Source organism: Curtobacterium sp. MCLR17_039, from assembly GCF_003234745.1.
In the GTDB taxonomy this organism is placed as follows: Bacteria; Actinomycetota; Actinomycetes; order Actinomycetales; family Microbacteriaceae; genus Curtobacterium; species Curtobacterium flaccumfaciens.
In genome coordinates, this window is record NZ_QKTF01000001.1 from 103,078 (window position 1) to 127,285 (window position 24,208).

A 24,208-nucleotide genomic window follows, 5' to 3' on the forward strand; every position below is an offset into this window, starting at 1 on the left:
TGTGTGATCCTTCCGGCGTTCCCACCGCATGGTGTGAACGCGTTGTCTACAATCGCTGTTCGGGTCGCGCTCTGCACGACCGGTCACAACTCTACGGATCCTGGAGGGCTCGTGCGGCGCCTCATCGCCCAGCTGGCACGCTTCGGCGTCGTCGGTGCCGTCGGCTTCGTCGTGGACACCACGGTGTTCAACGTGCTGCGGTCGACCCTGCTGAACCCGGAGGACGTGCACTCGGGACCGTTCTGGGCGAAGGTGGTCTCCACGACGGTCGCCATCTTCGTCAACTGGATGGGCAACCGGTACTGGACGTTCCGCGAGCAGCGACGGGCCGTGGCCACCCGCGAGGGGGTCGAGTTCGTCGTCGTGTCCCTCGGCGGCATGGTCATCTCGCTCGGCTGCCTCGCCGTCTCCCACTACGTCCTCGGCTTCACGTCGGCGCTGGCCGACAACGTCTCCGGCAACGTCATCGGGCTGCTGCTCGGCACCGTGTTCCGCTTCTGGCTCTACAAGGTGTGGGTCTACCACCCGGAGCGCGTCGGACGCACCGGACCGGACGAGCGCGCCGGAGCCGACACCGTCGAGGACGCGACCGTCGCCGCGACGTCCCGGTCCGAGGCGTCCGGCCAGTAGTCTCGGAGCGATGCAGCACGCACCGCACCCCCTCGTCACCCGGGCGGAGGCCCTGCGGACCGCGGTGCTGACCGCCGCGTTCGGCCTCTGGCTCGTCCTCTGGGCGCTCGTCGTCCCGGCGTTCCAGGCACCGGACGAGCCGGCCCACTTCGACGCCGCCCTGCACGTCGCGACCGGCTCCGGGTGGCCCGACCCGGGCACCCTGCACGTGTCGAACGCCGTCGGGGCCGCGCAGCAGGAGCAGGCCTCCGGGGATGCGTCGTCCTGGTCGACCGTCAGCGCGCTGCTGCAGGAACACCCCGGCGACTCCCGGACGGTGAACCAGATGACCCAGCACCCCCCGACGGCGTACCTGGCGGACGCCGCCGTGCTCCGGGTCCTGCACCACGGCTCGCTGCGCTGGGACCACGCGCTCGTCGCCCTCCGGCTCGTCGACGCCGCGCTCGTGACCCCGCTCGCGCTGCTGACGTGGGCAGCGGTCCGCCGCCTGACGCGCTCGCCGCGCGCGGCACTGTTCGGCGCCCTCGCACTGTTCGCCCTGCCGCAGCTGGCGTCCGTCGGGGCGTCGGTGACGAACGACGCCCCGGTGCTCCTGCTCGGAGGCACGGTGGTGTGGCTCGCGACCCGGCTGCTCACGGGCGACCTCCGCCGCCGGACCCTGCTCGCCCTCGCCGTGGCGCTCGGACTCCTCGTCGCGACGAAGGGCACGGGGTTGCCGGCGATCCCCTTCGTGGCGCTCGTGGTGTTCGTCGCGGGCGCGGGCACGCTGACCGGTGGTGCACGATCCCTCCGGACGGCCGCCGCACTCGTCGTGGCGGGGGCGATCGGTGGGTGGTGGTGGGTGCGCAACCTCCTCGTGTTCCACACCCTGCAACCCGACGGCTACGCCGTGATCCGGCCGGACCGTCCGTTCCCGGCGGGTGAGCACCCGTCACCCGGGCACTTCCTCGACGTCAGCTGGGGAACGCTCGCGCGGACGTTCTGGGGGTCCCCCGGGCAGCGGGCGCAGGTGAGCATCGGTGACACCCTGACCGCCGTCCTGACCGCCGTCGCGCTCGTCGTGCTCGTCGGCTGGGCGTTCCGGCGCGGACCCACCCTGGTGCCGGCGGTGTGCCTCGCGGTGTTCCCCGGACTCCTGCTGCTCCTGCAGACCGCGAGCAGCGCCCGGGCGTACCTGGACACGACCGAGGTGGCCGGCACCCAGGGCCGCTACCTGTTCCCCGCACTCGTGTGCCTCGTCGCGCTCAGCGCCCTCGCGTGGCGGCGGCTCACGGGGCCGGGCGCCGGCCGGATCGTGCTGACCCGGTCGCTCGCCGTCGCGCTGCCGGCGGTGGGGCTCTGGGGGCTCTCCGTCGTCAGCGCCTGGTTCTGGAACGCCGCCGACGGTCCCCTGTCGGCAACGAGCGTCGCGCGGTACGGGGCCACCGGTCCGGTGCCGTTCGCCGTGGTGCTCCTGGTCGCCGTCCTCGTCGCCGCCGGGATCACGGTCGGCGTGGGCGGGGTGTGGCGGCCGTGGCCCGTCTCGGTCAGCGCTCGGCGACCTGGATGACGTCCACCGAGCAGGACTGCTGCGGGGCGCCCTTGGCGTCCGAGCAGACCTGGTAGACCGGGAACGTGCCGACCACCGGTCCGATGGCGGAGTAGTCGCGGACCTGCGGGTCGCGCGGGTTCGTGTAGTTCAGGAAGTACTGCACGTCCGCTTCGCGGAGCAGGCCGACGAAGGCCGGGTCCTGGTAGTCGTACGCCTGCCCGTCCTCGCCGTACATCTGGGCACCGAGCCGGAACGCCACGAGCACCGTGTTGCGGGTGTTCGTGCCGAGGATCCTGCTGCCGGCGGGGATGACGTCGGACGCCAGGAGCGCGTCGACCAGCGGCTCGTCGGGGTGGATGACCTCGCCGAGGACCTGTCCGGCCGGGATGCCCGACGGGCGGACCTCGTACGTCGAGAACGGGGCGCGGACACCGTTCACGTTCTGACTGTACGAAGCGACCACGACCAGCACACAGCCGAGGACGGCGACGACCTTGCGGATGCGTCGACCGCGCCGCACCGTACGCCAGAAAGTGGGCAGCAGGGCTCCGGCGACGAGCACCGAACCCGTGAAGAGCGGCAGGTAGTACCGCGCGTTGCCGCCCAACGACTCCACCGTCGCGATGCCCGCGTACCCGAGCAGGTACACGCCGGAGAACAGCCCGACGATGCTCGTGAAGACGAACCGCCGGTAGTGCACCACCCCGGCGACGGCCGCGCCGACGAACACCACCCCGATGGCCAGGGCGAAGGGCGCGAACGAGCCGATGCGGGTGAAGTAGAAGGGCAGCGCTTCGAGGCGCTGCTCGACGTAGTACCGGACCTTGCCGACGAGCGTCGTCGTGCTGCTCTCGTCGGGCTCGGCCGCGACCGGTGTGCCGGCAGGCAGCCGGACCGGCAGCTCGCGCTCGGCGGTGTACACGCCGGCCTCGTACAGCGACGGGGTGCGGTCCTCGTTCGGCGACACCGCCAGCCCGTTCGGCGGCGCGGGGATCCGGACCTCCTGGTAGTCCTTGCCGGACGAGTCGGAGAACTTCTTCGAGACGTTGACCGTCAGTGACGATCCGAGCTCGATGCCACCGAACTTGGCCGACAGCGCCCCCACCCAGGGCGCGGAGAACAGCACCGCCGTCAGGAGCGCGACCACCGGCAGCAGCAGCGACCGCGGTTCTCGTGCGTCCCGCCGGTCCTGGAACCACCGGACGAGCGCCCACGACGGCACCACCACGAGGAACACGGGGACCAGGAACGCCTTCGTGCAGTACCCGATGGCGCACACCAGTCCGACGACCGCCGCGGCCACGACGATGCGCCGGACCGAGCCGTGCCAGGCGCGGTCCGCCGCGAGCAACGACCACACGAAGAGCAGGCCCCACAGCAGCACGAGGGTGTCGGGCGTCTGCAGGGCGACGTTCGCCAGCATCAGCGGGGCGGTCGCCACGATCGACCACGCGGCGGTCCAGCCGTTGCCGGTCGTCCGCAGCAGCAGCCACGCGCCGACGCCCATCACGGCGGTGCTCGCCGCCAGGTTCACGATCGCGAACGCCGTGCTCGGTCCGAACCCCATCACCATGAACGGCGCCATCAGCCAGGAGACCATCGGGGACCAGTAGCCGTTGACCGCCTCGGCCCAGTGCCCGCCGGCGTACTGCTCGGCGATCGACATGTACGAGATGCCGTCGATGTTGGTCACTTCGAGCCGGGTGCGGTAGGCCACGACGCCGACCAGGACCGCGGCGACGAGCAGCAGCGCAGCGTTGGCCAGGATCGAGGAACGCGACGGGTGCCGCCCCTCGTGGAACGCGCCGAACCGACGACGGTGACGCTCCCGCTCCCGCTCCCGCGTCCGTGGCCCGGCCGCGTGCGCGACAGCACGTGGCGGCACGGTCGTCCCCGTGTCTGTGTCCGCGATGCCCGTGCTGCCGCCCCCCGGGATGATGCTCAGCGCCCCATGCCGCGGTACGTGAAGCCCGCCGCGGTCCAGGCGTCGCGATCGAGGCAGTTGCGGCCGTCGATGACGACGGGTGACGCCACGAGCGCGGCGGCGGCGGTCGCGTCGAGCTCGCGGAACTCGGTCCACTCGGTGAGCACGAGCACCAGCTCCGCTCCCCCCAGTGCCTCGGCCGCGCTCTCGACGTAGTCGAGCTCGGGGCGCACGCGGCGCGCGGTGACGACGGCCTCGGGGTCGTACGCCGAGACGACGGCGCCGAGTTCGTGCAGGCGGGCCGCGATGTCGAGGGCCGGCGAGTCGCGGACGTCGTCGGAGTTCGGCTTGAAGGCCAGGCCGAGCACCGCGACGCGCTTGCCGCTGACGACCCCGCCGAGCAGCTCCTGGGCCAGCTCCACGACGTGGGCGCGACGGCGCAGGTTCGTGGCGTCGACGTCGGCCAGGAACGCCAGGGACTCCCCGACGCCCAGCTCGTTCGCCCGCGCCTGGAACGCACGGATGTCCTTCGGCAGGCAGCCGCCACCGAAGCCGAGGCCGGCGTTCAGGAACTTCCGGCCGATGCGGGCGTCGTGGCCGATCGCGTCGGCGAGCGCCGTGACGTCGGCACCGGCGACCTCGGCGATCTCGGCCATCGAGTTGATGAACGAGATCTTCGTGGCGAGGAACGCGTTGGCGCTGATCTTCACGAGCTCGGCGGTGGGCAGGTTGACGACGAGTCGGGGCGTTCCGGTGGACAGCGCCTCGGCGTAGACCTCGTCGAGGGCGGCGACGGCCTGTTCGCCGGCCTCGCCGTCGGGCACGCCGTAGACGAAGCGGTCCGGCGCGATGGTGTCCTGCACGGCGAAGCCCTCACGCAGGAACTCGGGGTTCCAGACGAGGGTGGCACCGGGGACGGCTTCGCTGACCTCGGCGGCCAGGCGTGCGGCGGTGCCGACGGGCACGGTCGACTTGCCGACGACGAACTCGCCGGCGGACAGGTGCGGGGTGAGCGCGGCGACGGCGGCGTCCACGTAGGTCAGGTCTGCGGCACCGGTCGGACCCTGCGGGGTGCCGACGGCGAGGAAGTGCACGCGGGCGCCGGTGACCTCGGCCATGTCGGTGGTGAAGCGGATCCGACCGGACTCGAGGGCCTCGGTCAGGATCTCGGGCAGGCCCGGCTCGAAGAAGGGGGCCTCGCCCGCAGCGAGCCGCTCGATCTTGGTGGGGTCGACGTCCACGGCGACGACCTCGTGTCCGAGTTTGGCCATGGAGGCGGCGTGCACGGCACCGAGGTAGCCGCAGCCGATCACTGAGATACGCACGTCGAAGACGGTACCGGTTTCTCGCCGAACTCTCATCACGGCGCCGCAGCGACGCCCGCGGCGACGCCCGCACCGGCCGGGGTCAGGCCCGCACGTCACCCCACGGCGGACGGTCCGGACCGCCGACGATCTCGTCCCAGTCCGGCTCACGGTGCCGTCGCCTGGCCTCGTAGGCCTCCACCAGGTCGTGCAGGACGGCGACGACGAGGTCGGCGTGCGGCACGTCCGCGAGGACCACCGCCGGGTCGTCCCCGGGGAACACGAGCACGTCGCCGGAGCGGAACAGCCCCTGCAGCCCGCGGCGCCGCACCGTGACGTCGTAGCCGCGGGAGTGCAGGAGTTCCCGTCGGGTCCGCGTGCCGAGTCCGTTGACCACGACCAGGCGACGGGTGGTGACGACGTACCGCTCCGACATCCAGCGGAACAGCGGGACGGCGCCGCCGAACACGACGAGCACCACGACGACGAGCGCGACGACGGCGTTCAGCCACGCCAGCTGCGCCTGGAACACGCCGAAGCCGAACCCCCCGGCCGCGGTGACGAGCACGACGAACACCGCCGGGCGCACCAGCCGACGAGCGTGCGGTCGCAGGCGCGCGACGACACGTTCGGGCGGGGGCTCGGCGGTCATGCCGTCATGCATACCGCAGGTGGGTGACGTCTCCCACCGCGACGCCCCTGGTGCGCCCCGCCTGGTCCCGGATCGTGATGCGACCGGCGTCGTCGATGCCGGTCGCGTCGGCCTCCTCGACGGTGCCGTCCGGCAGCTCGAGGCGGATGCGGCGACCGATGGTGCCGCACGCGGCGCGGACGTGGAACCGGACCGTCTCGGCGGCGGGACCACCCGTGACCAGGCCGGCCACCGCCTCCAGGACGGACCGCAGGAAGGCGGACAGGACCGCGTCGGCCAGGGCGGGTGCGTCGTCGACCGCGCCGGCGAGCAGGAGCGAGGTGGACGTCGGGGTGGGCAGCCGATCAGCCGGGATCGTCAGGTTCACGCCGGCCCCGACCACGACGCTGCCGTCGGCGGCGACCTGGCAGAGGATCCCGCACACCTTGTCCCCGGCGACCTGCACGTCGTTCGGCCACTTCACGACGACGTCCGCGCCGGCGGGGAGCACCGACGCGATCGCGTCGCGCATGGCCGCGCCGGCCACCAACGGCAGCCAGCCGCGGTCGTGGTCGTCCAGGTCCGCGCGGACGAGCACGCTGGCGGCCAGCGTCTCACCGGCCGGAGCGGTCCAGGTGCGGTCGAGCCGACCCCGGCCCGCGGTCTGGTGCAGGGTCGCGAGGACGCTGCCGTGCTGCTGCTCCGGGGCGGCGGCGAGCAGGTCCGCGTTGGTGGACCCGGTCTCGGCGGGGGTGGTGATCGTCGCGCCCGCCGACCGGACCGCCTCGCTGGTGGCGGGGAACGACGGCGACGGGGATGTGGACATGCACGCAAATGTACGGGCAGGAACCGTGGGGGTCCTCCAACCGGCAGCGTCCCACCCGCCGGTAGGGTGAGCGGGTGACTTCAGGAGACACCCCCGATCTGTCGACGACGGCCGGCCGGCTGGCCGACCTCCGCGACCGGTACCACGAGGCCGTGACCGCCGCGGGCGAATCCGCCATCGCCAAGCAGCACGCGAAGGGCAAGGGCACCGCGCGCGAACGCATCGAGCAGCTGCTCGATCCGAACTCCTTCGTGGAGTTCGACGAGTTCGTGCGCCACCGCACCACGTCGTTCGGCATGGACGCCAAGCGCCCCTACGGTGACGCGGTCGTCACCGGCGTCGGCACGATCCACGGCCGCAACGTCGCGGTCTACGCCCAGGACTTCACGGTCTTCGGCGGGTCCCTCGGCGAGGTCGCCGGCGAGAAGATCATCAAGGTCATGCAGCACGCGCTGAAGACGGGTGTGCCGATCATCGGCATCCTCGACTCCGGCGGCGCCCGCATCCAGGAAGGCGTGGTCGCGCTCGGCAAGTACGGCGAGATCTTCCGCCTGAACACCCAGGCCTCCGGCGTCATCCCGCAGCTCTCGATCGTGATGGGCCCGGCGGCCGGCGGTGCGGTGTACTCCCCCGCGCTCACCGACTTCGTCATCATGGTCGACAAGACCAGCCACATGTTCGTCACCGGTCCGGACGTCATCAAGACCGTCACGGGCGAGGACGTCGGCTTCGAGGAGCTCGGTGGCGCGCAGACCCACAACGCGGTCTCCGGCGTGGCCCACTACCTGGCCGAGGACGAGACCGACGCGCTCGACTACGCGCGCTCGCTCATCGGGTTCCTGCCGGACAACAACCTGTCCGACCCGCCGGCCTACGACGTCGCCCCGGAGCTCGAGACCACCGACGCCGACCACGAGCTCGACCTCGTGATCCCGGACTCGACCAACCAGCCGTACGACGTCACCACGATCATCGAGCACATCGTCGACGACGGTGAGTTCCTCGAGGTCCAGCCGCTCTTCGCGCCGAACATCCTGATCGGCTTCGGCCGGGTCGAGGGCCGCACGGTCGGCATCATCGCGAACCAGCCGCAGGCGATGGCCGGCACGCTGAACATCGACGCCGGCGAGAAGGCCGCCCGCTTCGTGCGGTTCTGCGACGCGTTCGGCATCCCGATCCTGACCCTGGTGGACGTGCCCGGCTACCTGCCCGGCACCGACCAGGAGTGGACCGGCGTCATCCGCCGCGGCGCGAAGCTGCTGTACGCCTACGCCGAGGCCACCGTCCCGCTCGTCACCGTCATCACCCGCAAGGCCTACGGCGGCGCGTACATCGTGATGGGCTCGAAGCAGCTCGGTGCCGACATCAACCTGGCGTGGCCGACCGCCGAGATCGCCGTCATGGGCGGCCAGGGTGCCGTCAACATCCTGTACCGCGCCGAGATCAAGCGCGCCGAGGAGTCCGGCGAGGACGTCGCCGCGGTCCGCACGAAGCTCGCGAACGAGTACACGTACAACGTCGCGTCGCCCTACCTGGCGGCCGAGCGCGGTGAGCTCGACGGCATCATCCAGCCGCACGCCACCCGGGTGTCGGTCATCAAGGCCCTCCGGTCGCTGCGGGGCAAGCGCGCCACGCTGCCCCCGAAGAAGCACGGGAACATCCCCCTCTGATGGGTCGACACGCAGCAGCCGTGCCCTCGGACGAGCCCGCCTCGGTGGCGGACGTCCGGGTGGTCTCCGGCGACCCCACCCCCGAGGAGCTCGCCGCCGTCGTGGCCGTCCTGCAGCGCCAGGCCGACGAAGCCGCAGCGGCCGGACGCGCCGCCGTGGTCGTCGAGCCCCGCACGGGGTGGGACGCCGCGGCCCGCGGACTGCGCCGCCCGCTCGACCACGGGCCGGGTGCCTGGGGCCGATCGCTCCGCTGATGTACCCCTGGTGCGCGCGCGACCGGAACGGTTGCAGGGCGCACTTCCCGGTCGGTATCCCCTCACTCGGGGGACACGATCAGCGGATACGGACCGGAACTGCCGGAATTGTCCCCCATAATGACGACTGACATGCAGCTCGTGCGTCGGCATAGTAGTTGGTGTTCGGTGTCCTTCAACGAAAGACATCGCAGGACGGTGGCCGACTAGGGTACGAAGCCACCGCCCGCTGCGAGGCAGGGCGACATTCGGGTTGTCGCTCAGCCTCGGGTCGTGAACGGGCCGGTCGGTATCCGACCGGCCCGTTCCCCGTTTCCGGGGCGTGTGGCGGCTGCGGGCGGGTGCTGCAGCGGCTGCGAGGGCTGCGGGGGCGACACCGATGCCGACGCGGAACGACACCGTCGACGTCGTACGACACCGACACGGTCGCTTCCGCGCGTTCGCAACAGTTGCGCGCGCGTCAGAGCGACACCGTCGACGTCGTACGACAACGACATGGTCGCTCCCGTGCGCGCGCCAGCGCGGCGCACCACATGACGGCCGGGAGGCCCGTGCGGGGCCGCCACGGGCCTCCCGGCTGTCCCCCATCGCGTCCAGCGCCGCCCGCACGCCCGGCGCACCACGCGCGTCCGCAACGCCGTCCGCAGCGCCGTCCGCACCGCGTTCGCGACGATCCACCTGTCGATCACGTGGTGCATCGTCGCGGAACGCGCGCGCGTGCCGTGCTCAGCGCGCGCTACGCCGGCTCGTGCCGCGGGATCTCCAGCCAGAGTGCGACGGAGTCGTCCTCGTCACCGTCGTCGTCGTCCAGCCCCGCTCCGAGCGCCGCGGACTCGCTGGCCGCGCCGTCGAGGCGGAGTCCGACGACGGTCACCGCGGAGTCGGACCCCTCGCCGACCGTCCGCACGATGACGTTGTCGGCGTCGCGGGCCTGCCGGAGCGCCTCGGCGACGCGGGCGTGGATGCGGCGGATGTCCGGGGCGTCCAGGTCGTCGAGCCCGCCGTCGTCGTGCAGCTGCACGGTCGCGCCGCGGCGACGCAGGCGCATCACCTCGTCGCGGACGTCGTCGGACAACAGGGACCGGCCCCGGATCTCGTCGCGGATGGCCTGCTCGAGGTGCAGGCACTCGGCGCGGTCGGCGTCGTCGAGGTCGCCGCAGGAGTCGATGATGCGCTGCAGCATCGGCAGGGCCATCCGGGTGGTCTGGCTCAGCCGGAACTGCCGCTCGAACACGTGGGCGTCCTGCGCGGCCTGCCAGTCCGCGGTCTCCTGCTCGGCGAGGACGAGCTCACGGGTGTTCCGGATGGCGCGGCTCATCGCGGCGGCGAAGACCGTGGCGATCGCGACCCAGGCGACGCTGCCGACCACGCCGAGCCCACCGAGCGAGCCGAGACCGGCCCAGGCGACGGTGTACACGGTCAGGAACAGCACGCCCGCCCACGCGAAGGGTCCGCGGCCGCGCACGACGAGCACCACCATGAGCGTGCCGATGGCTGCGATCCACCAGGTGGCGGACCCAGGACCGCGACCCTCGACGAGGACGGGGGCGGCGATCACCGGCATCACGATCGCGGTGGCGAGCGAGAAGCAGGCCGTCCAGACCGGCAGGACCCTGCCGGGGACGAAGAGTGCGAGGCCGGTGGCCGCGGCGTACAGGACCATGCAGGCGATGATCGGGGCGACCTGGTCGACGCGCGGCAGCGTGGCCGCGGCGAGGACCAGGTGGTAGACGGAGAACAGCGACGCCAGGCCGAGGGCGATGCTCGCCGGCAGGGAGACCCTCATGCGGTCGTCCTCGCGGTCGGCGACCACGTCAGCACGATGCGGGTGCCCTCGCCCGGTGCGGTGTGCACCTCGGCGCGACCGTCGACGGTCGCGACCCGCTCCACGATGGAGCGACGGACACCGAGCCGTTCGGCGGGGATGGCCGCGACGTCGAACCCGCGGCCGTCGTCACCGACCTCGACGAGCACCCCCTGGCCCTGCTGCTCGATGCGGACCCAACGGGAGACGTCAGCGTCGCCGGCGTGCTGCACGCTGTTCACCGCGGCCTGCAGCGCCGCCGAGGCCAGCGCGTCGGCGACCGACGCGGGCAGGCGGACCGACCCGGTCGGCGTCGGGACGAGGCGGACCGGGGCGGGCAACGCACCCACCCCCTCGCGGATGCGCGCCCGGAGTTCCCCGAGGGCGACCGGCGCGACGTCGCCGGGACCGTCGGTGGCCGCTGCCTCGAGGTGGTCGATCGCGTTCCGGGCCATCCGAGCGGCGAGGGTCTTGGCCTCGAGCGTGTCGGCCCGTGCGGCGGAGAGCAGCGTCGTGAGCACGCTGTCGTGCACGATGGCGTCCACCTGGACCCGCTCGACCTCGGTGGCGTGTTCCCGGATGGCGAGCGAGTACCGCCGCACGGCCGTGGACTGCGCCGTGTCGACCGACGTGGCCGCACGCCGCAGCACCACGGCGATGACGAGCACCGCACCGCTGAGCAGCGCCGTGTAGACGCCGTCGAGCAGGACGGCGAGGACCCCGACGTCGCCGCCGAGCGGGCTGAGCCGGATGACGACGTACACCGCCGGCACGAGCGCGGTGTAGACCGTCGCACGCCACGTGGCGAAGCCCATCGCCGCCGCCGTGCAGCCGACCGTGCAGAACCACCACGGCCACGGCTGCTGCGCCGACGGGATGGGCTCCTGCACGGTCGCCGTCCACGTCACGAGCACGACGAGGAACAGCAGCGCGCAGACGATCTGCGCCAGCTGCGCGACCCGCTGCACGAAGGCCGAGACCCCGATGAACACGAACGACGCCGCGAGGGCGAGCATCAGCGTCGGCCCCCAGAACGGGTCGAGGTACGGCAGCTGCTGCAGGACCGCGGGCGCGTCGACGATGCCGAGGCCGATCGCCGCCATCGCGAGGAGGATCGCGAACGCGCGCTCGACCGACGCCTGCGTGATCGAGGCACGGACGCTGCGCGCCGGATCGGCGCCGAACGGCGCCGGTTCGACGACCGTCCGCGCCGACTCAGCCGCGGTCGCCATCCGTGTCAGCGACCGTCGCCGTCGGGGTCGATGCCCGAGTCGAGTCCGGGGAGGATCCCGTCCTCGACGGCTCGACGCAGCAGGTCGACCTTCGTCGGGGCCGGGCGACCGACCTCGACGTACTTCACACGGATCCGGTCGAGGTACTCACGGGCCGTCGAGTAGCCGATGCCGAGCTGCTGGGCGGCGAGCTTGAGCGGGAGACCCGAGGCGTAGAGGTGCAGGATCTCGCGCTCGCGGCGGCCGAGCTGCGCCTTCGCGAAGTCGCGGTCGGCGTCGATGGCGCTCGCCCACTCGAGGTTGTTGAGCACGTCACCGCGTGCGACGGTGGCGACCGCGGCCATCACGGTCTTGGTGGCCGAGGACTTCGGGATGACGCCCGCAGCCCCTGCTGCGAGCGCCTCACGCACGTTGGCGACACGGTCCGCGATGGAGTGCACGAGCACCGCCGATCCCGTCCCCTGCACGCCCTTGACGTTCTCGGTCACGGTCGAGCCGTCACCGAGGGACAGGTCGAGGACGACGACGTCGACCTCTCGCCCGTCGAGGTTCTGGACGTACTCGGGGACGCTGGCGGCGGTGAGCACCACCTCGAACCCCTCGTTCTGGCACGCCGCCTGGATCCCGAGTCGGACGGACTCGTGGTCGTCGACGATCGCGACCCGGACCGGCCTGGTGGCCGCCCCTGACGTCTCGGTGCTGGTGGTTGTCGTTCCTGCTGCCACAGTGGCCTCTCGTTCCGATGCGCGACGCCGGCCCCTGAAACCGGAGTGCCATCAACGACCCAGGATACCCAGCCCGGACTCAGGTGCGGGGCTTCTGGGCTGCGCCACGCTGGCCGGTCCGCCGATTGGTGGACACCCCGACACGCAAGGACCCGGCCTCGCGCGACCACCGGACCTCAGCGTGCGGGGACCAGGCGTGCGACGGCTTCCAGGTGGTGGGTGTGCGGGAACAGGTCGAAGGCCCGCAGTGCTTCGAGCCGGTAGCCGAGGTCGGCGAACGTCGCGACGTCGCGGGCCAGCGCCACCGGGTCGCACGCCACGTAGACGACCTGCTCCGGCTGGAGCGCCGCGATCTGCACGACCACGTCACGACCGGCACCGGCGCGGGGCGGGTCGAGCACGATCGTGCCGGCGCGGAAGCGGTCCTTCTCGGCGCGCGAGGCGTTCACCACCGTGTTCGTCAGCCAGCGGTCCACGCGGCCGGTCTCGGCGCGGGCGCCGAGCCACTCGGACAGGTTCTCCTGCGCGTGCTCGGTGGCACGGGCGGCGCTCTCGACGCTCGTGATGCGCGCCTTCGGGCCGACCAGGTCGCCGAGGGCGGCGGCGAGCAGGCCGACACCGCCGTACAGGTCCAGGTGGGTGCCCTCGGGGTCGAGGCGGTCGCGGTCGACCAGGTCCTGCACGGCCTCGGTGAGCACGGTCGCCGCGGCGCGGTGCACCTGCCAGAACCCGTTGTCGTCGACCTGGAACGTGCGCTCCCCCACGACCTCGGTCACCACGGTGGGCTTCTGGTCGTCGATGACCAGCCGCGCACCCTCGGAGCCACTCGGCGCGAGGACGTCGATGACCGAGGAGCCCGGCAGCGCACCGCGGCCGAGCGGGGCGCTCTGCTGCACGACGGCGGTCGCGAGCGGCAGGCCGGTGACCGGGATGACGGAGTGGGAGCGGGCCGCGAACGGGCCGGCGGTGCCCTGCTCGTCGACGTGCAGCCGGACGCGGGTGCGCCAGCCGAGGCCGTTCGCCGCGTCGTCGCCGGGCGCGGCCTCGACGACGACGTCGTGGCCGAGCACCTCGGCGAGGTCCATCCGTGCGAACCGCGCGAACGAGTCGACGAGGACGTCGTGCTTGAGCGTGCGCTGGTGTGCGAGGGCGATGTGACCGAACTCGGCACCACCCGGGCGCGTCTCGGGGTCACGCTCGAGCGCGGCCTCGGGCCAGACGTGGTCGACGCGGTGCTCGCTCGGCGTGATGACGCTGACCGTGTCGGCGCGCCAGAACGACTTCTTGCGGTCCTCGGTCACCCGGGCGACGACGCGCTCCCCGGGGATCGCGTCCGAGACGAAGACCACCCGTCCTTCGTGTCGTGCCACCGAGATGCCGCCGTGGGCGATCCCGGTGACGTCGAGTTCGAGCAGCGTGCCGACGGATTCACCCATGGTGAGATGGTCCCATGCGTCTGTACCTCGCGAGTACATCCCCCGCCCGCCGAGCACTCCTCGCCCAGTCCGGGATCGAACCCGTGCTCGTGTCCCCCGGCGTCGACGAGGACGCCGTCGGCGCCGCCGCCGCGGCATCGCTCGGCCGCGCCCTGACCGGACCGGAGCTCGTCTCGCTGCTCGCCGTCGCCAAGGCGTCCGCAGTCGCCGACTCCGCGGTCGCCGGGTCACCGGTCGACGGGGTCGTGTTCGGCGGGGACTCCGCGTTCGAGGTCGACGGACAGCTGTACGGCAAGCCGCACGACCCCGCGGTCGCCCGGGAGCGCTGGCGACAGATGCTCGCCGCCGGCGGCGGGACGCTGTGGAGCGGACACTGCGTGATCGATCGACGACGCGACGACCGGCACCGGGATCCGGAACCGGCCACGGGACGGCCAGGAGGCGCGGCACCGGCCCGCACCGTGCCTCCCGTCCGGTCCCTGGTCACGTCCACCGCCGGCGTCCCGCAGCTGGGTGCCGTCGTGCCCGGCGGGTCGGCGCTGGCCGCCGGTGGCGACCGCGTGGTCGCGGTCGACAGCGCGGTGCTGACCTTCGCCGATGATGTGTCCGTCGACGAGATCGACGCGTACGTCGCGACGGGCGAGCCGCTCGAGGTCGCGGGTGCCTTCACCATCGACGGCCGTGCCGCGGCGTACATCACGCGGATCGACGGAGCACCGTCCGCCGTGATCGGGATGTCGCTGCCGGTGCTGCGATCGATGCTCCTCCGGGGCTTCGGCATCGCCTGGCACGACCTGTGGGCACTGTAGACATCCGCACCTGTTCCGGGTGGTTCTTTGTGGGTGCCAGTCAAAACGCACTCCCGCCGCACGAATACGCTGATGTGTCATGCCCCGTATCAGCAAGGTCCTCATCGCGAACCGCGGCGAGATCGCCGTCCGCATCATCCGCGCGGCCCGCGACGCGGGCAAGGCATCGGTCGCGGTCTACGCCGACCAGGACCGCGATGCCCTGCACGCCCGCCTCGCCGACGAGGCCTACGCGCTGAACGGCACCACGAGCGCCGACACGTACCTCCTCATCGACAAGATCATCTCGGTCGCCCGCCGCTCCGGCGCGGACGCCGTGCACCCGGGCTACGGGTTCCTCGCCGAGAACGCCGACTTCGCCCGCGCCGTCATCGATGCCGGGCTCGTCTGGATCGGCCCGTCGCCGGAATCGATCGAGCGCCTCGGTGACAAGGTCTCCGCGCGCCACGTCGCCGAGAAGGTCGGCGCGCCGCTCGCCCCCGGCACCATCGAGCCCGTGCAGGACGTCTCCGAGGTCTTCGACTTCGTCGACCAGGTCGGTCTGCCCGTCGCGATCAAGGCGGCGTTCGGCGGTGGCGGTCGTGGACTGAAGGTCGTCCGCGACCGTGCCTCCGTCGAGGAGCTCTTCGAGTCCGCCACGCGTGAGGCGATCGCCGCGTTCGGTCGGGGCGAGTGCTTCGTCGAGAAGTACCTGGACAAGCCGCGCCACGTCGAGACCCAGTGCCTGGCGGACGAGCACGGCAACGTCGTCGTGGTCTCCACCCGCGACTGCTCCCTGCAGCGTCGTCACCAGAAGCTCGTCGAGGAGGCCCCGGCGCCCTACCTGACGCCCGAGCAGCAGACCGCGCTGTACGAGTCGTCGAAGGCGATCCTGCGCGAGGTCGGCTACGTCGGTGCCGGCACCTGCGAGTTCCTCATCGGCGCCGACGGCACCGTGTCGTTCCTCGAGGTCAACACCCGCCTGCAGGTCGAACACTGCGTCTCCGAAGAGGTCACCGGCATCGACCTGGTGCGCGAGCAGTTCCGCATCGCCGAGGGCGGCGTGCTCGACTACTCGGACCCCACGCCGCGGGGACACTCGTTCGAGTTCCGCATCAACGGCGAGGACCCGGGTCGCAACTTCTTCCCCGCGCCCGGCCCCGTGCACGCCTTCAACGCACCGTCCGGCCCCGGTGTCCGTGTCGACTCGGGCGTCGTCTCCGGTGACATCGTGTCCGGCTCGTTCGACTCGATGCTCGCGAAGCTGATCGTCACCGGCGCCACCCGTGCCGAGGCGCTGGAGCGTTCGCGCCGTGCACTCGCCGAGTTTGAGGTCACGGGCCTGCCGACCGTGCTCCCCTTCCACCGTGCCGTGGTGTCGGACCCGGCGTTCGCGACGGCCGACGACGAGCCCTTCAGCATCTACACGCAGTGGATCGAGACCGACTTCGTCAACGACATCCCGGCGTGGAGCGGCTCCCCCGAGGAACTTCCGGCCCCGGCTGCGCGAGAGAGCGTCGTCGTCGAGGTGCAGGGCAAGCGCATCGAGGTCACCATGCCGTCGATCGTCGGTGGCGGTGCTGCCGGTGCCGGTCTCGCCGGTCGTCGCCCCGCCGGCCCCACCGCTCCCCCGAAGCGCCGCTCGTCGGCCGTCCGCGGGGGCCTGGCGAAGTCCGGGTCGTCCGTCGCGTCGCCGATGCAGGCCACCGTGGTGAAGCTCGCGGTCGCCGAGGGTGACACCGTGGTGAAGGGCGACCTGCTCGTCGTGCTCGAGGCCATGAAGATGGAGCAGCCCGTGCAGGCCCACAAGGACGGCGTCGTCACCGGCCTGAACGCCCCGGTCGGCCAGACGGTCTCGTCCGGTCACGTGCTGCTCGAGCTCGCGTAGCGCGGGCGTTTCTTCTCGCGCGCCGCGCGGCAGCGTCGCACAACCAAAGTCACCTCGAACCCGATCATTGCGCGGTTCGGAGTGACTTTGGTTGTGCCACGGGATCTCACGGGCGCGGTCATCGGAGATGGTGGAAGGCACGGATGCTCGTCGGCAGCCCGACGGCGTGCAAGACGGCCCGCAACGACTCGGCATCGTTCGCCTCGGCCCAGCCGAACCGCCCGACGCCCCGGACCTCGGGATGACGCCGGAGCCGGTCTTCCCGCCGTTTCTCGTCCACCACGACGTCGGCCGCCGAGCGGCCCGCTGCCCGGAGCGCCGGATCGACGTACTTCGACCGCCCGTCGAACTCGAGGACCACACCCTGCTCGGGGAACCAGAAGTCGACCCGGCCGATGAACCCCGCACTGTCGTGGAAGACCTGCTGCAGGACGGGCCGAGGAGCTCCGACTTCGTCGAGCGCCACACGGGCGACGGATTCGCCCGGTGAACCACTGGCGGCGTCCGCTAGGTCGAGCGCCACCTGTGCCCGGTGCCGTCCGTGCACCGCGCTGCGTCGCTCGAGTTCGTCGCGGATCTCCTGTTCGGTGACGCCGCACTGCAGGGCGACGTCGATGGCCGGTACCGCGATCCGGAGCTCGTAGGAGATCGCCAGGTCAGCGACCGTGCTCACCATGTCCGTCAGTCGCCGCCCGTTCGTGACCATCGTCCGGGTCCGCAGTTCGCGTCCCTTGCCCGGGCGTTTCCGGACGTGGGTGAGCGACTGGGACGTCGTCCGGTGCGGATCGATCACCTCGACCACCTCGGGGAACTCACCGCGCCAGGGCAGACCGTGGAGCGCGGCCGCCGAGGCGTGCGAGACCACGAGCCGATCGGCGATCCGGTCGTGCACGGCCTTGACCCGTGCGATGTGCCGTTCCCCGGGCGTCGCGCGGCGCCAGTCGTCGGCGTCGACGAAGCGGCCGGGAGTCAGTCGGACGAGGCGCCCCGTGTCGGATTGCTGGCGGTGGACCCGCCCGGTCCGGCCGCTGGTGTCCGCCGATCCTCCGCGCATGATCGTGAGTCGTGTCATGCGGGCATCGTGACGCAGGCGTGCTGCCCTCCGAGGGCTCCTCGACGAACATGTGCACGGAGCACGCGTCGGGACTGGCTGGGGAGAACTCGGCATCGCAGCACCGCGCACAACCAAAGTGACGTCGAACCGCGCGCGGGAGCGGTTCGAGGTCACTTTGGTTGTGCGACGGGCCGGAACACCGGTGTTTTGCGGACCGGTGCCCCTACGACACCAGGGGGCGCACCGCGGCGGCGAGGGCGTCGACCAGGCGCTGGGCCTCGGCGGGGGTGTCCGCGACCGTGTCGATGTAGACCTTCACCTTGGGCTCGGTGCCGCTCGGGCGGACGATCACCCGGGCGTCGCCGGACAGGTCGTAGCGCAGGATGTCCGAGGGCGGGAAGCCCGCCACCCCGTCGGCGTAGTCCGTCACCGTCTGCACGGACAGTCCGCCGAGCTCCGTCGGCGGCGTGGCCCGGAGCGACGCCATGATCTCGCCGATGCGCGACAGGTCGTCGACGCGGGTCGCGACCTGCCCCGAGGCGAACGCGCCGAACTCGGCGGCGAACGCCTCGAGGTGGTCGGCGATGGTCGAGCCCGACGCGGCGAGCTCGTCGGCGAGGGACAGCAGCTCCAGCGCAGCCGAGATGCCGTCCTTGTCGCGCACGACCGACGGGTCGACCAGGTAGCCCAGGGCCTCTTCGTACCCGAACAGCAGCTCGGGCACCCGCGACACCCACTTGAAGCCGGTCAGGGTGTCGCGGTACTCCAGCCCGTGGCGCGCGGCCACCCGGGCCAACGCCGGCGACGAGACGATCGACGCGGCGAGGGCGCCGGTCGCGCCGGACTCCGAAGCCCGTGCGGCGGCCCGCCACCCGAGCAGCCAGCCGACCTCGTTGCCCGACAGTCGACGGTAGGAACCGGATCCGTCCGGGATCGCGAGTGCGAGCCGGTCGGCGTCGGGGTCGTTCGCGATCACCAGGTCGGCGCCGACGGCGAGACCGCGGGCGATCGCCAGGTCCATCGCGCCGGGCTCTTCGGGGTTCGGGAACGACACCGTCGGGAACGCACCGTCCGGCTCGATCTGCTCCGGCACGACCGCCGGCTCGGCGAACCCGGCCGCCGCGAACACCGCACGAGCGGTCTCCCACCCGACGCCGTGCATGGCCGTGTAGACGACCTTCGGCTGCGCATCGCCCGCGAGTGCGGGAGCGGGCACGATCGCTGCCGTGGCGGCCACGTAGGCGTCGACCAGGGCCGACGTCGCCACGGTGTAGTCCGTGCCGCGCGGCAGGTCCGAGACGGCCCCTGCGGCGACGGCGTCGATGGCGTCCGCGATCTCGCCGTCGACGGGCGGGACGATCTGCGAGCCGTCGTCGTCCTGACCGAGGTAGACCTTGTACCCGTTGTCCCGCGGCGGGTTGTGGCTCGCCGTGACCATGACGCCGGCCCCGACGTCGAGGTGCCGGACGGCGAACGCGAGCACCGGCGTCGGCAGGGCCGAGGGCAGCAGGGTGACCTCGAGCCCGAGGCCGCGCATGACCTCGGCCGAATCACGTGCGAAGACGTCCGAGTTCACCCGGCCGTCGTACCCGATCACGACGCTGCGCGAGCGCCCGGTGTCGATGAGGAACCGTGCGAGCCCCGCAGCAGCCTGGGTCACGACGACCCGGTTCATGCGCAGCGGGCCCCAGCCGAGCTCCGCGCGGAGTCCGGCGGTGCCGAACTGCAGCCGGCCGTCGAACCGCTCGGCGAGCGCCCGGACAGCGGGACCATCACCGTCGGCCGCCGCGTCGATCGCCGCGGCCAGCTCGTCGCGGGTCTCCGGGTCGGGGTCCTGCGCCAGCCACGCCCGCGCGGTGCCGAGCACCTGGTCGAGGTCGAGCTTCACGATGCCGGCTGCCCGAGTGCGGCGACCACGCGTGCGAGCAGGTCGGCGATCACCGGCTCGGCCTGCTTGCCGGCCTCGAGCACCTCGGTGTGCGACAACGGGGTCTTCTGGATGCCCGCGGCGAGGTTCGTGATGAGCGAGAACCCGAGGACCTCCATGCCGGCCTGACGGGCGGCGATGGCCTCGAGCGCCGTGGACATGCCGACGATGTGCCCGCCGATGGTCTTCGCCATCTGGACCTCGGCCGGGGTCTCGTAGTGCGGGCCGCGGAACTGCGTGTAGACACCCTCGTCGAGCGACGGGTCGACCGTCCGGGCCAGCTCGCGCAGCCGCGCCGAGTACAGGTCGGTGAGGTCGATGAACGTCGCGCCCTCGAGCGGGCTGTCCGCGGTCAGGTTGATGTGGTCGCTGATGAGCACCGGCGTGCCCGGGGTCCAGTGCTCCTTGATGCCGCCGGCACCGTTGGTGAGCACCATGATCGAGGCACCGGTCGCCGCGGCCGTGCGGACGCTGTGCACGACCCGACGGACCCCGTGGCCCTCGTAGTAGTGGGTGCGGGCACCGATGACGAGCGCGTGGCGGCCGTCGTCGAGGCGGATCGACCGGATCGTGCCGGAGTGTCCGGGGACGGCCGAGGCGCTGAACCCGGGGACCTGCTCGGCCGGGATCTCGGACACGGTCTCACCGATGATGTCGGCGGCCTTGCCCCAGCCCGAGCCGAGGGTCAGTGCGATGTCGTGCCGCTCGATGCCGGACTGTTCGGCGATGGCGGCTGCGGCGTCCCGCGCGACCTCGAACGGGTCGGCAGCGGGGTCGTTCAGCGGGTTCTCGGTGCTCATGCCCCAACTCTAAAGGGCGGACTGCACGCTCAGTGCTCGCCGAGCGCCCGGTCCACCGCCGCCGTGATCTCGCCCTGGTCGAAGTGGTTCGCGATGACGATGACCTCGGCGTAGGTGTCGCCGATCGCCTCGACGAACTCCTGACTCGTCAGGATCACGTTGGCGTCGTCGGAGACGTCCCGCACGGACGCGACGTCCGCTGCGACGACGGACGCGGAGAGCCCGAGGGCGTCGAGTGCCTTCTCGGCGTTCACCTTGAGGATGCCGCTCGACCCGATGCCGGCGCCGCAGATGGTCACGATCTTCACGCGGAGACCCCCATGATCGTGCGGACCTCGTCCGCCGTGGTCGCCGCCGCGATCCGCCCGGTCACGGTGGCGTCGTTGAACAGGTTCGCGATCTCGCCGATCGACTCCAGGTGGGTGCCGACCTCGGCCACCGCGAGCCCGAGCACCACACGGACGGGGTCGTTATGCGGGTGGCCGAACGCCACCGGAGCAGCCAGCGTCACGATGGCGAGTCCGTCCCGCACGACGGCACCACCCGGCCGGGCGTGCGCGAACGCGAGCCCCGGCGAGATGACGATGTACGGCCCGTGCTCCTCGACCATCCCGATCATGGCGTCGGTGTACTCGTCGGTGGTGGCGCCCGAGGCGACGAGCGCACCGCCGACCAGGCGCATCGCGTCACGCCATGCGGGCGCGTCCGCACCGAGGAGGACGGCGGTGTCCGGCAGCGGTGGCAGTCCCATGCGTCAGGCCTCCTGGTACCCGGCCGTGATGGTGGCGATGATCTCCTCGCGGTCCTCGAGCGGCAGGAACGACCCGAGCGCGGCGTTGATCTGGAACGCGGCCAGGTCGTCGAGGTCGTAGCCGAACGTGCCGGCGAGCAGCGCGAGCTCCTTCGACAGCGAGGTCCCGCTCATCAGGCGGTTGTCGGTGTTCACCGTGACGCGGAAGCCGAGCTGGTAGAGCACGTCGAACGGGTGGTCGGCGAGGTCGTCGCCCCACGCCGCGATCGCACCGGTCTGCAGGTTCGACGACGGCGAGACCTCGAGCGGGATCTCGCGGTCACGGACCCACGAGGCGACCTCGCCCAGGGAGGCCAGCGTCGAGCCGTCCCCGGCATCGGACAGGGCGACGTCCTCGAAGATGCGGACGCCGTGCCCGAGGCGGAGCGCCCGGCCGTCGACGAGCGCGGACCGGATGGACGCGAGCCCGTCGGCCTCGCCCGCGTGCACGGTGACGGGGAACAGTTCGGACGCCAGGTAGTCGAAGGCGGCGCGGTGGTTCGAGGCGGGGAACCCGGCTTCGGCACCGGCGATGTCGAAGCCGACGACCCCGGCGTCACGGTGCCGGACGGCGAGCTCGGCGATCTCGAGCGACCGGTCGGCGTGCCGCATCGCGGTGACGAGCTGGCCGACGCGGATGCGCCCACCGGCGGCGTCGACGGCTTCCTCGATGCCGGCCTGTACCGCCTCGACCGTCTGGTCGAGGGTCAGTCCGCCCTGCAGGTGCTGCTCCGGCGCCCAGCGGACCTCGCCGTAGACGACGCCGTCGGCGACCAGGTCCTCGACGAACTCGCGGGCGATCCGGGTGAGCTGCGGCGCGGTCTGCATCACCGACGTGGTGACGTCGAACGTCTTCAGGTACTCGACCAGGGAGCCGGAGTTCGACTGGTCGGCGAACCACTGCCCGAGCTCGGCCGGGTCGGTGGTGGGGAGCGTGACACCCGCCGACGCTGCGAGCTCGATGATGGTCGCGGGACGCAGGCCGCCGTCGAGGTGGTCGTGCAGCGAGACCTTCGGCAGGTCGTTGATGACCGCCCCGGCGTCGGGCAGGCGGTAGGTCGGGGCGTCGGCGCTCATGCCCCCAGGCTATCGGTGGTCACCGCCGCCGCGCAGGCACCTGTGCACAACCCACAACGGAAGACACTGGAGGCTCCCCACAGCTGTGCAGGGAGCCTCCGGTCGGTCGGGTGGCCGGGCTCAGGACCCGATGCGCTCGCGCACGATCGGCCCACGTGCCGTGGCAGCGGAGCCCGCCGGGCCGATGGTCCACGCACCCTCGAGCGACTCGAGTGCGCGCGGGATCCGCGACGCGTCGTCGGAGTGGAGCGTCCAGAGCGGCTGGCCCTCGGTCACGGTGTCCCCCGGCTTGACGTGGAGCTCGATGCCCGCACCGGCCTGCACCGGGTCCTGCGCGCGGGCACGACCGGCCCCGAGCCGCCGGGCCGAGACCCCGAACGGCAGTGCGTCCTGCTGCGTGAGGACCCCCGACGTCGGAGCGGTGACGACGTGCTGTTCGCGGGCCACGGGCAACGCGGCGGACGGGTCCCCGCCCTGCGCCTCGATCATCCGACGCCAGGTGTCCATGGCGCGGCCGTCCGCGAGCGCCGCTGCGGGGTCGGCGTCGGGCAGTCCGGCCAGCGTGAGCATCTCGGTCGCGAGCGCCACGGTCAGCTCGACGACGTCGGCGGGGCCACCGCCGGCGAGCACCTCGACCGACTCCCGCACCTCGAGCGCGTTGCCGATCGTCAGCCCGAGCGGGACCTCCATGTCGGTCAGCAGCGCCGAGGTCGCGACCCCGGCGTCGTTGCCGAGGTCGACCATGGTCTGCGCGAGCTCCCTGGACGCCTCGTAGGTCGGCATGAACGCGCCGGACCCGAACTTGACGTCGAGCACGAGCGCACCGGTGCCCTCGGCGATCTTCTTCGACATGATGCTCGACGCGATGAGCGGGATGCACTCGACCGTGCCGGTGATGTCGCGGAGCGCGTAGAGCTTCTTGTCCGCGGGGGCCAGGCCGGACCCGGCGGCGCAGATGACCGCGCCGACGTCCTCCAGCACCTGCATCATGCGGTCGTTCGAGATGGACGCCTGCCACCCGGGGATCGACTCGAGCTTGTCGAGCGTGCCGCCGGTGTGGCCGAGCCCGCGGCCGGACAGCTGCGGCACCGCGACGCCGAACGACGCCACCAGGGGTGCCAGCGGCAGGGTGATCTTGTCGCCGACCCCGCCCGTGGAGTGCTTGTCGACCGTCGTCTTGCCGAGCGACGAGAACGACATCCGCTCCCCCGACGCGATCATCGCGAGCGTGAGGTCCTTGATCTCGCGCCGCTCCATCCCGTTCAGGAAGATCGCCATCGCCATCGCGGCCATCTGCGGGTCCTCGACGTAGCCGCGGGTGTACGCGTCGACGAGCCAGTCGACCTCGGCGGTGCTCAGGGCGCCGCCGGAGCGCTTCGTGCGGATGAGGTCGACGGTGTCGAACGGCTCGACGGCCATGTCAGTGCTCCTGCTGGTACGTGGCGAGGGTGCGCGGCCCGAAGGCGTCCGGCAGGACCTCGTCGATGGTGCGGATGCCGGAGAGCGTCTCGAGGAGCATGCCCTCGGTCGAGTGCTCGAACAGCAGCTGGCGGCAGCGGCCGCACGGCATCAGGGTCGCCCCGTCGCCGTCGACGCACGTGAACGCGACGAGCTTGCCGCCGCCGGTCATGTGCAGCTGCGAAACGAGGGAACACTCCGCGCAGAGCGTCACCCCGTAGCTCGCGTTCTCGATGTTGCAGCCGGAGACGATCCGGCCGTCGTCGGTGAGCGCCGCGGCGCCCACCGGGAACGACGAGTACGGCGCGTAGGCGCGCCGCATCGCGGCCGTGGCGGCGTCCCGCAGGACGCCCCAGTCCACGTCGTCGACCGGGAGGCCCGTGGCGGCGTCCGTCGGATCGGTGGCGGTGACCGCCTGGTCACCTGGTTGCTGCGTGTCGGTCATGTGTCGTGCCTCCA

General features: G+C 72.1%; 22 protein-coding genes. 6 read left to right on the top strand and 16 right to left on the bottom strand.

Going from position 1 to position 24,208, the window contains the following annotated elements; all coding sequences use genetic code 11:
* Positions 1 to 111 precede the first annotated feature (111 nt).
* Together DEJ00_RS00445 and DEJ00_RS00450 are read left to right on the top strand one after the other, a co-directional pair.
* The gene (locus DEJ00_RS00445) at positions 112 to 630 is read left to right on the top strand and encodes a GtrA family protein (RefSeq protein WP_111056096.1); all 519 of its coding nucleotides are present in this window, start codon (positions 112 to 114) and stop codon (positions 628 to 630) included.
* A 10-nt stretch (positions 631 to 640) separates the two neighbouring features.
* A complete protein-coding gene (locus DEJ00_RS00450; protein ID WP_111056097.1) occupies positions 641 to 2,179 on the top strand; it encodes a DUF2142 domain-containing protein in 1,539 nt (512 codons plus the stop codon).
* On the opposite strand, the gene DEJ00_RS00455 is transcribed toward DEJ00_RS00450, so the two are convergent.
* The 4 genes from DEJ00_RS00455 to DEJ00_RS00470 all read right to left on the bottom strand — a co-directional run bounded on the left by DEJ00_RS00455 (position 2,157) and on the right by DEJ00_RS00470 (position 6,846).
* The gene (locus DEJ00_RS00455) at positions 2,157 to 4,046 is read right to left on the bottom strand and encodes a hypothetical protein (RefSeq protein ID WP_111056098.1); all 1,890 of its coding nucleotides are present in this window, start codon (positions 4,044 to 4,046) and stop codon (positions 2,157 to 2,159) included. The genes DEJ00_RS00450 and DEJ00_RS00455 overlap by 23 nt on opposite strands.
* Positions 4,047 to 4,102: 56 nt before the next feature.
* On the bottom strand, positions 4,103 to 5,410 hold the full coding sequence (locus DEJ00_RS00460; RefSeq protein WP_111056099.1) for a UDP-glucose/GDP-mannose dehydrogenase family protein: 1,308 nt from the start codon (positions 5,408 to 5,410) through the stop codon (positions 4,103 to 4,105).
* Positions 5,411 to 5,492: 82 nt separating this feature from the next.
* A complete protein-coding gene (locus DEJ00_RS00465; RefSeq protein ID WP_071244247.1) occupies positions 5,493 to 6,041 on the bottom strand; it encodes a PH domain-containing protein in 549 nt (182 codons plus the stop codon).
* Positions 6,042 to 6,045: 4 nt separating this feature from the next.
* On the bottom strand, positions 6,046 to 6,846 hold the full coding sequence (locus DEJ00_RS00470; RefSeq protein ID WP_111056100.1) for a biotin--[acetyl-CoA-carboxylase] ligase: 801 nt from the start codon (positions 6,844 to 6,846) through the stop codon (positions 6,046 to 6,048).
* 74 nt (positions 6,847 to 6,920) lie between these two features.
* Between DEJ00_RS00470 and DEJ00_RS00475 the strand changes: the two genes are divergently transcribed.
* Complete coding sequence (locus tag DEJ00_RS00475; protein ID WP_027466469.1) at positions 6,921 to 8,516, top strand: acyl-CoA carboxylase subunit beta; 1,596 nt, start codon at positions 6,921 to 6,923, stop codon at positions 8,514 to 8,516.
* On the top strand, positions 8,516 to 8,770 hold the full coding sequence (locus DEJ00_RS00480) for an acyl-CoA carboxylase subunit epsilon (protein WP_051596908.1): 255 nt from the start codon (positions 8,516 to 8,518) through the stop codon (positions 8,768 to 8,770). Before DEJ00_RS00475 ends, DEJ00_RS00480 begins: the two co-directional genes overlap by 1 nt.
* 736 nt (positions 8,771 to 9,506) lie before the next feature.
* Here the strand turns inward: DEJ00_RS00480 and DEJ00_RS00485 are convergent.
* The 4 genes from DEJ00_RS00485 to DEJ00_RS00500 form a co-directional block, all read right to left on the bottom strand.
* Positions 9,507 to 10,556, bottom strand: a complete 1,050-nt coding sequence (locus DEJ00_RS00485; protein WP_111056269.1) for a hypothetical protein — start codon at positions 10,554 to 10,556, stop codon at positions 9,507 to 9,509.
* Entirely contained in the window at positions 10,553 to 11,806 is a 1,254-nt protein-coding gene (locus DEJ00_RS00490; RefSeq protein WP_111056101.1) for a sensor histidine kinase, read from the bottom strand. The genes DEJ00_RS00485 and DEJ00_RS00490 overlap by 4 nt, the downstream gene beginning before the upstream one ends.
* A gap of 5 nt (positions 11,807 to 11,811) precedes the next feature.
* Positions 11,812 to 12,531, bottom strand: coding sequence for a response regulator transcription factor (locus DEJ00_RS00495; protein WP_017888757.1), 720 nt, complete (start codon positions 12,529 to 12,531; stop codon positions 11,812 to 11,814).
* A 176-nt stretch (positions 12,532 to 12,707) separates the two neighbouring features.
* Positions 12,708 to 13,967, bottom strand: coding sequence for a class I SAM-dependent RNA methyltransferase (locus DEJ00_RS00500; RefSeq protein ID WP_111056102.1), 1,260 nt, complete (start codon positions 13,965 to 13,967; stop codon positions 12,708 to 12,710).
* Between the two features lie 14 nt (positions 13,968 to 13,981).
* Here DEJ00_RS00500 and DEJ00_RS00505 point away from each other — a divergent pair, with 14 nt between their 5' ends.
* Both DEJ00_RS00505 and DEJ00_RS00510 read left to right on the top strand, forming a co-directional pair.
* On the top strand, positions 13,982 to 14,776 hold the full coding sequence (locus DEJ00_RS00505; RefSeq protein ID WP_111056103.1) for a nucleoside triphosphate pyrophosphatase: 795 nt from the start codon (positions 13,982 to 13,984) through the stop codon (positions 14,774 to 14,776).
* A 79-nt stretch (positions 14,777 to 14,855) separates the two neighbouring features.
* Entirely contained in the window at positions 14,856 to 16,643 is a 1,788-nt protein-coding gene (locus DEJ00_RS00510) for a biotin carboxylase N-terminal domain-containing protein (RefSeq protein ID WP_111056104.1), read from the top strand.
* 118 nt (positions 16,644 to 16,761) lie between these two features.
* Here the strand turns inward: DEJ00_RS00510 and DEJ00_RS00515 are convergent, their stop codons facing one another.
* From DEJ00_RS00515 to DEJ00_RS00550, 8 genes are all read right to left on the bottom strand, one after another.
* Entirely contained in the window at positions 16,762 to 17,715 is a 954-nt protein-coding gene (locus tag DEJ00_RS00515) for a hypothetical protein (protein ID WP_111056105.1), read from the bottom strand.
* Positions 17,716 to 17,920: 205 nt separating this feature from the next.
* Complete coding sequence (locus DEJ00_RS00520) at positions 17,921 to 19,585, bottom strand: phospho-sugar mutase (RefSeq protein WP_111056106.1); 1,665 nt, start codon at positions 19,583 to 19,585, stop codon at positions 17,921 to 17,923.
* Positions 19,582 to 20,424 (bottom strand): purine-nucleoside phosphorylase, encoded by an 843-nt coding sequence (locus DEJ00_RS00525; protein ID WP_111056107.1) that lies wholly within the window; start codon positions 20,422 to 20,424, stop codon positions 19,582 to 19,584. The genes DEJ00_RS00520 and DEJ00_RS00525 overlap by 4 nt, the downstream gene beginning before the upstream one ends.
* Before the next feature lie 29 nt (positions 20,425 to 20,453).
* Positions 20,454 to 20,732 carry a PTS sugar transporter subunit IIB gene (locus DEJ00_RS00530; RefSeq protein ID WP_027466460.1) on the bottom strand — a complete coding sequence of 93 codons (279 nt, stop codon included), beginning with the start codon at positions 20,730 to 20,732 and terminating at the stop codon, positions 20,454 to 20,456.
* Positions 20,729 to 21,175 carry a PTS sugar transporter subunit IIA gene (locus DEJ00_RS00535; RefSeq protein WP_027466459.1) on the bottom strand — a complete coding sequence of 149 codons (447 nt, stop codon included), beginning with the start codon at positions 21,173 to 21,175 and terminating at the stop codon, positions 20,729 to 20,731. Before DEJ00_RS00535 ends, DEJ00_RS00530 begins: the two co-directional genes overlap by 4 nt.
* A 3-nt stretch (positions 21,176 to 21,178) precedes the next feature.
* A complete protein-coding gene (locus tag DEJ00_RS00540; protein ID WP_027466458.1) occupies positions 21,179 to 22,291 on the bottom strand; it encodes an adenosine deaminase in 1,113 nt (370 codons plus the stop codon).
* Between the two features lie 120 nt (positions 22,292 to 22,411).
* A complete protein-coding gene (locus DEJ00_RS00545) occupies positions 22,412 to 23,710 on the bottom strand; it encodes a thymidine phosphorylase (RefSeq protein ID WP_111056108.1) in 1,299 nt (432 codons plus the stop codon).
* A gap of 1 nt (position 23,711) precedes the next feature.
* Complete coding sequence (locus DEJ00_RS00550) at positions 23,712 to 24,194, bottom strand: cytidine deaminase (RefSeq protein WP_071244268.1); 483 nt, start codon at positions 24,192 to 24,194, stop codon at positions 23,712 to 23,714.
* Positions 24,195 to 24,208: the final 14 nt, after the last annotated feature.

Excerpts from the sequence above, each read along its gene's own strand:
- DEJ00_RS00450 (WP_111056097.1), top strand. The coding sequence starts at position 641 with ATGCAGCACGCACCGCACCCCCTCGTCACCCGGGCGGAGGCCCTGCGG.
- DEJ00_RS00465 (WP_071244247.1), bottom strand. The coding sequence starts at position 6,041 with ATGACCGCCGAGCCCCCGCCCGAACGTGTCGTCGCGCGCCTGCGACCG.
- DEJ00_RS00470 (WP_111056100.1), bottom strand. The coding sequence starts at position 6,846 with ATGTCCACATCCCCGTCGCCGTCGTTCCCCGCCACCAGCGAGGCGGTC.
- DEJ00_RS00480 (WP_051596908.1), top strand. The coding sequence starts at position 8,516 with ATGGGTCGACACGCAGCAGCCGTGCCCTCGGACGAGCCCGCCTCGGTG.
- DEJ00_RS00485 (WP_111056269.1), bottom strand. The coding sequence starts at position 10,556 with ATGAGGGTCTCCCTGCCGGCGAGCATCGCCCTCGGCCTGGCGTCGCTG.
- DEJ00_RS00490 (WP_111056101.1), bottom strand. The coding sequence starts at position 11,806 with ATGGCGACCGCGGCTGAGTCGGCGCGGACGGTCGTCGAACCGGCGCCG.
- DEJ00_RS00500 (WP_111056102.1), bottom strand. The coding sequence starts at position 13,967 with ATGGGTGAATCCGTCGGCACGCTGCTCGAACTCGACGTCACCGGGATC.
- DEJ00_RS00505 (WP_111056103.1), top strand. The coding sequence starts at position 13,982 with ATGCGTCTGTACCTCGCGAGTACATCCCCCGCCCGCCGAGCACTCCTC.
- DEJ00_RS00510 (WP_111056104.1), top strand. The coding sequence starts at position 14,856 with ATGCCCCGTATCAGCAAGGTCCTCATCGCGAACCGCGGCGAGATCGCC.
- DEJ00_RS00515 (WP_111056105.1), bottom strand. The coding sequence starts at position 17,715 with ATGACACGACTCACGATCATGCGCGGAGGATCGGCGGACACCAGCGGC.
- DEJ00_RS00525 (WP_111056107.1), bottom strand. The coding sequence starts at position 20,424 with ATGAGCACCGAGAACCCGCTGAACGACCCCGCTGCCGACCCGTTCGAG.
- DEJ00_RS00535 (WP_027466459.1), bottom strand. The coding sequence starts at position 21,175 with ATGGGACTGCCACCGCTGCCGGACACCGCCGTCCTCCTCGGTGCGGAC.
- DEJ00_RS00540 (WP_027466458.1), bottom strand. The coding sequence starts at position 22,291 with ATGAGCGCCGACGCCCCGACCTACCGCCTGCCCGACGCCGGGGCGGTC.
- DEJ00_RS00545 (WP_111056108.1), bottom strand. The coding sequence starts at position 23,710 with ATGGCCGTCGAGCCGTTCGACACCGTCGACCTCATCCGCACGAAGCGC.
- DEJ00_RS00550 (WP_071244268.1), bottom strand. The coding sequence starts at position 24,194 with ATGACCGACACGCAGCAACCAGGTGACCAGGCGGTCACCGCCACCGAT.